Origin of the sequence: Stieleria mannarensis (genome assembly GCF_014154935.1) — a bacterium.
Lineage (GTDB): Bacteria > Planctomycetota > Planctomycetia > Pirellulales > Pirellulaceae > Stieleria > Stieleria mannarensis.
Genome location: NZ_JACEHH010000003.1, coordinates 1 through 4,381 on the forward strand (window position 1 = coordinate 1; position 4,381 = coordinate 4,381).

Annotated in this window: 3 protein-coding genes; 2 read left to right on the forward strand and 1 reads right to left on the reverse strand. The window is 59.3% G+C overall.

The features are described from left to right. Window positions 1–210 precede the first annotated feature (210 nt). Both H1B37_RS02625 and H1B37_RS02630 read left to right on the forward strand, forming a co-directional pair. Window positions 211–624 carry a hypothetical protein gene (locus H1B37_RS02625; protein ID WP_182865070.1) on the forward strand — a complete coding sequence of 138 codons (414 nt, stop codon included), beginning with the start codon at window positions 211–213 and terminating at the stop codon, window positions 622–624. Window positions 625–750: 126 nt separating this feature from the next. After that, entirely contained in the window at window positions 751–3,084 is a 2,334-nt protein-coding gene (locus H1B37_RS02630) for a hypothetical protein (RefSeq protein ID WP_182865071.1), read from the forward strand. A gap of 107 nt (window positions 3,085–3,191) precedes the next feature. Here the strand turns inward: H1B37_RS02630 and H1B37_RS02635 are convergent, their stop codons facing one another. Further along, window positions 3,192–3,974 (reverse strand): sugar phosphate isomerase/epimerase family protein, encoded by a 783-nt coding sequence (locus H1B37_RS02635; protein ID WP_182865072.1) that lies wholly within the window; start codon window positions 3,972–3,974, stop codon window positions 3,192–3,194. Window positions 3,975–4,381 lie beyond the last annotated feature (407 nt).

The following is a 4,381-nucleotide window of genomic DNA, read 5'->3' on the forward strand; positions in this document are numbered from 1 at the left end:
ATGAAATCTTGGCAGTCGGACTGCCGATAATGGAAACCACCCGATTGTACGGGGCTCTGTCGGGCTGTTCAACACCTCCGCCAGCCATTACGATCGAGAGGTCAATCGAATCACACGAGGGAAAAATCGATCCTGACACTCCAGCGGTATGACGCTTGTCTGGGATTCTTGAATTTGCCAGCAAAGGAACGGGAGTGGTTTCCTCGCTGGATGAAAGCCTATGCCGACTTCCCCTCAGTCGTCGCCGATCAGTCGGCGGCACCCAACCACACCGTCAAACGCGAGTTGGTGATCGCGTTTCTACAGAGCCTCCATGATCGCAAGATCCAGGCTTGGAGGCGATGGCAGGCTGCCCGTGCGATCGAGGCCTACCAAGGAACCGTGCTCCAATCAAGCGAAGTCGATTTCCGGCCGATTCGGGAGACTTTGCAGGAAACGACAATGATCCATACCCACGTCATGAACCGTCCCGGCCTGGCCGTGACCAGCCGCCTGGCTGAGAGGATTGGGCGGGTGGCCGCGGGGCGGTCAGGGGGAACAGCTGAGGACAGCGGTTCTACACTCGTTCCCGCAGCTTGTAGAACCCATTGTCCGCAATTGTCCTCCGCTGAGCCGCCTGGCTGACCCGTTTTCCGGAACTTTCCCACCGCCACGTTTATCCGGGATGCTTCTCTTTTTGCTGGCCCTTTCCGCCCGCACCTGTTCAAATATTGGGAGCGATGTGAACGATCCCCCAAGGAGAAAACCGCGATGTCCCGCAGACTTCTTCATTCCGTGGCGGCTCTGTTGGTCCTTTCAGCCATCGTTTTCCCGGCGCCCTCAGACGCCCAGGAGATGCGTGTCCGGGACCTGATCGTTCCCGAGGGCGCGACGCAATATAGCATGATGAAACGTCGCGGCGATGTCCGCTTTCAATTGCCGTCGGACTTCAAATCGGTCGGAAACCTTTACGCCCAAAAGTTGACCGAGCAGGGTTGGCGGAAATCTGCAAAAGACAATTTGCAGAGCAGTTTTTGGGTCCAGACCTTTGCCAAGGGGAACGTGTCGTTGGTTGTCCGCGTCAGTGAAGAAGGCGGCGGAACCGCGGTCCGATTGACGCCCACCGGAATGATGTGGGAAGAAGACGACCAACCGACGCCCAAGGAATTGCCGATCCCCGACGATGCCACCGACTTGGAGTACAGCGACTTCTTCGAAACCGTTGAATTTAAGTCTCCATCGGATTTGAAAACCACCCAGCAATACCTGGTCCAGGAACTCGAGAAACGCAACTGGAAGAAGGATGCGACGACGATGGACTTCGCACACTACGTCAGCATGACGTTCTCGCAAAAGAAGTCCTCGCTGACGGTCAACCTGACCGCCGAAGATGACGGATGCGAAGTCGAATTTCGAACCAAGGGCATGCAGTGGGATGGAATGAAGGAAGAGATCGCGCGGGCCAAGAAGGAAGCCGAACAAGCGATTCAGGCGGCGAAAAAGATGGCTGCCGCATCGGCGACTCCGGACGAAGTGGTTGACGCATCGCTGGATTTGCCACCACGAAAGGAGAAACCGAAACAAGGCATCGGCGACTTGCCCAAGCTGCCCAACAAAGGCACCATCGTGATGGATGGCACGACCTACGAACTGCCCCACGTCATCGCGTATGAAGTCTTCCAGTACGACGAGTGGTCGACCAAGATCGTGGCCACTCAAAAGGCGATCAAACAAGACCCACTTGTTGCGCGGCTGCGCAAAACCGGAAGCGATGAAGACGACGACGGCGGGCCATCCTGGCCGCAGCCACACTTGTTGGTCGTGATCGGAGAAAATGACCAACCGCGTCGGTTGAGTTTGCAAGCCGGCGGAACACCCGGTCACGGGTCCGGCGACGAGCTGGTCGGCACAGCACTGGTCGAAGACGGCCGCGCGCGGGGCACGGTCGCGCTGAAAGAACCCGGTGACTTTTTTGACAAAGTCTACACCGCCGAAATCAGCTTTGACGTGCCCGTACTGACGCGCGACTCCACGCCCGTCAAGCAACTGGCCGGCGCACCCAAGCTGCCCAATTTCGGCAAGCTGACTCTCGGCGGCCGAACCTACAATCTGTCCAACGTCGTCGCGTATCCCGTGATGTTCTTCGACGACCCGATGACCGCCATCGTGTTCTCCGAAAGACCGCTGAACATGAACAAGCTGACCGCAGCCTTGGGCCGACCTGCGGCGGATGACTACTTTGAATTCACGCCGCAAATCAAATTGTTGGTCGACGCCGAAGACAACGTCAGCTCCGTTTCGATCTGGGCCGACAACAACAGCATCGGCAGCAACAGCGACCTGGACGACGCCATCGTGATCGAAGACGGACGGGCACGTGGCACCGTACGGATGTCCAAACCGGCTGAGTTCCTGGACAGCACGTACAGCTTTGAAGTCAGCGTGGACGTCAGCGTGCTAGGACAAAAAGCCTCCGCCAGCCAAAAACCGGTCGGTGGATTGCCCGCGGACAGCTACGACGCGTTGCCGGTGCCGCAAGGCCACGAAGGGATCGCTGCTGAAGGCAGCCCATTCCGCAAAGTGATTCAGACGACCGTCGCCGCAGAACTCAGCGCTGTGGTTGATTTCTACCGCCGTCAACTCGGCTCGGGACAGTGGGGGCAATGGAACGAAGCGACGGCGGATGCCAAGATTGATCGTCAGAGCGCCGAGCTGTCGTTTAGCGGACCGAGCGGCGGATTGTCGGTGCAGCTGGCCGGCAAGGGCGACGAAACCGCGATCACGCTGGTGTCCCGCGATGCCCAGGCGGCGAAAGCAGCCGGACTCTGGCCGGCACCGGGCAAGGCGCGACTGTTCATCGCTAACGACACCGCCAGTGCGGCCACGCTGACGATCAATCGCCGCGACTACACCATCGCCGCCGGTGCCGGGGCGCGCGATCCCAAGACGGGGTTCAACTGGGAGGTCGACCCGGGGAATTACACGATCGAAATCAAACCGGCCGGCGGTTCAGGGCAGTCGGAGAAGTTGAAGATCCAAGCCGGCACGACGACCGGAGTGATCGTCACGTCTTCGAGCGCGTTCATGAAGGTGGATCTGTATTGAACATTCTCGTGCCACCGGCGAAGGCTCAAGCGCCGTTGGTGTCTAGCCTTTAGGCCAGAGCATTTGGATTCGTCTCGTTTCGCCTCTGCATTAATCTGGATCTGGGGCTACATCCCCAGATTCCCCAGGTACTGCACTCCCTGTTGAAGCTCTGCGAGCGATGAATCCTCGCGTCCGACGATGCAGGGGCCGCGGAATCCGACGTCTTCCAACGTGGCAAAGATCTGTGGAAAGTCCGCGGTGCCTTCGCCGATCGGGACGTGCAGCCCGCGTCCGGCTGCCAGGTCCAACACACCGTCGGTGGCGCAGACGACATGGATCCGGTCTTTGAGCGCCTTGACCGCCTCGGTGACACTGTGGCGATTGACGATCAAGCGGCCTGGATTGAATGCCACCGCGACGAACCCGTCTTCGTCCTTGTCCAACAACCTCGCCAAGCTCTCTCCGGCCTCCGCGCCGGTTTCCGCGGCCAGAAACGCGCCGACCTTGGCTCCATATCTGCCCAGGTCACTGAGCACGGCTTCAAGTGCTTCATAACGCGGATCGTTCTCCTCGTCGGGGACGAATCCGATGGAATTGATCACGGCTGCCGAGCCCAATTTGTACGCCAGTTTCATCGCCGCCTTGGTCGCTTCGATCCGCCGCTGCAGGTCTTGGGGGTTGTCATAGCCGCGTCGGGTCTGGAACCGCAAACTGGCGACCGAGAGGTTCCGTTCATCCAGCAGCTTCTTCAGATGCCGCAGCCCCGTGTCGGTCAGCGATTCGGGATGGATCTCGCGACGGGCGTTCAGTTCCACCGATCGGATGCCCATTTGGGCGGCGACATCGAGGGCACGTTTCAGGGGCAATCCCAGCGAATCGATCCGGATCGCAAGGTTCAGTTCAGCCATGGGGGTCGCAGGTCTAAAGGAAGGGAAGCGTGAATGGCACGGACAGACGTGTTGGTGTACAGGCTTTTGCCGCCCAGTGTCGCTGCCAAGCAGCGACCGGGAATCGCCTCCAGGCTAGACACCAACGGTTGCTGAATCCCGTGTGAGGTCAGTCCATGCCATTGATGGAGAGCGTGATTTCTCACCATACCCAAGCCGACGGATTCTGCGTAGAGCACTACCAGTGGGAGTGGCGGCCAGCCTGCCAAGCCATGCCAGCACGTGGCGCCAGCGGCCGATTGATTCAATTAGTCGCACGGCGCTAGCCGCGGTTCTCGCCGCCACAAAACCGGGGCTAGCGCCCATCGGCGGATCATTAACTTGTTCATTTCGATTAAATCAACAGGCCGTCACGCTTCCCGCTGGCA

Bases quoted from the DNA above. Each gene is read 5' to 3' on its own strand.
- H1B37_RS02635 (WP_182865072.1), bottom strand. From the start codon at position 3,974: ATGGCTGAACTGAACCTTGCGATCCGGATCGATTCGCTGGGATTGCCC.
- H1B37_RS02625 (WP_182865070.1), top strand. From the start codon at position 211: ATGAAAGCCTATGCCGACTTCCCCTCAGTCGTCGCCGATCAGTCGGCG.
- H1B37_RS02630 (WP_182865071.1), top strand. From the start codon at position 751: ATGTCCCGCAGACTTCTTCATTCCGTGGCGGCTCTGTTGGTCCTTTCA.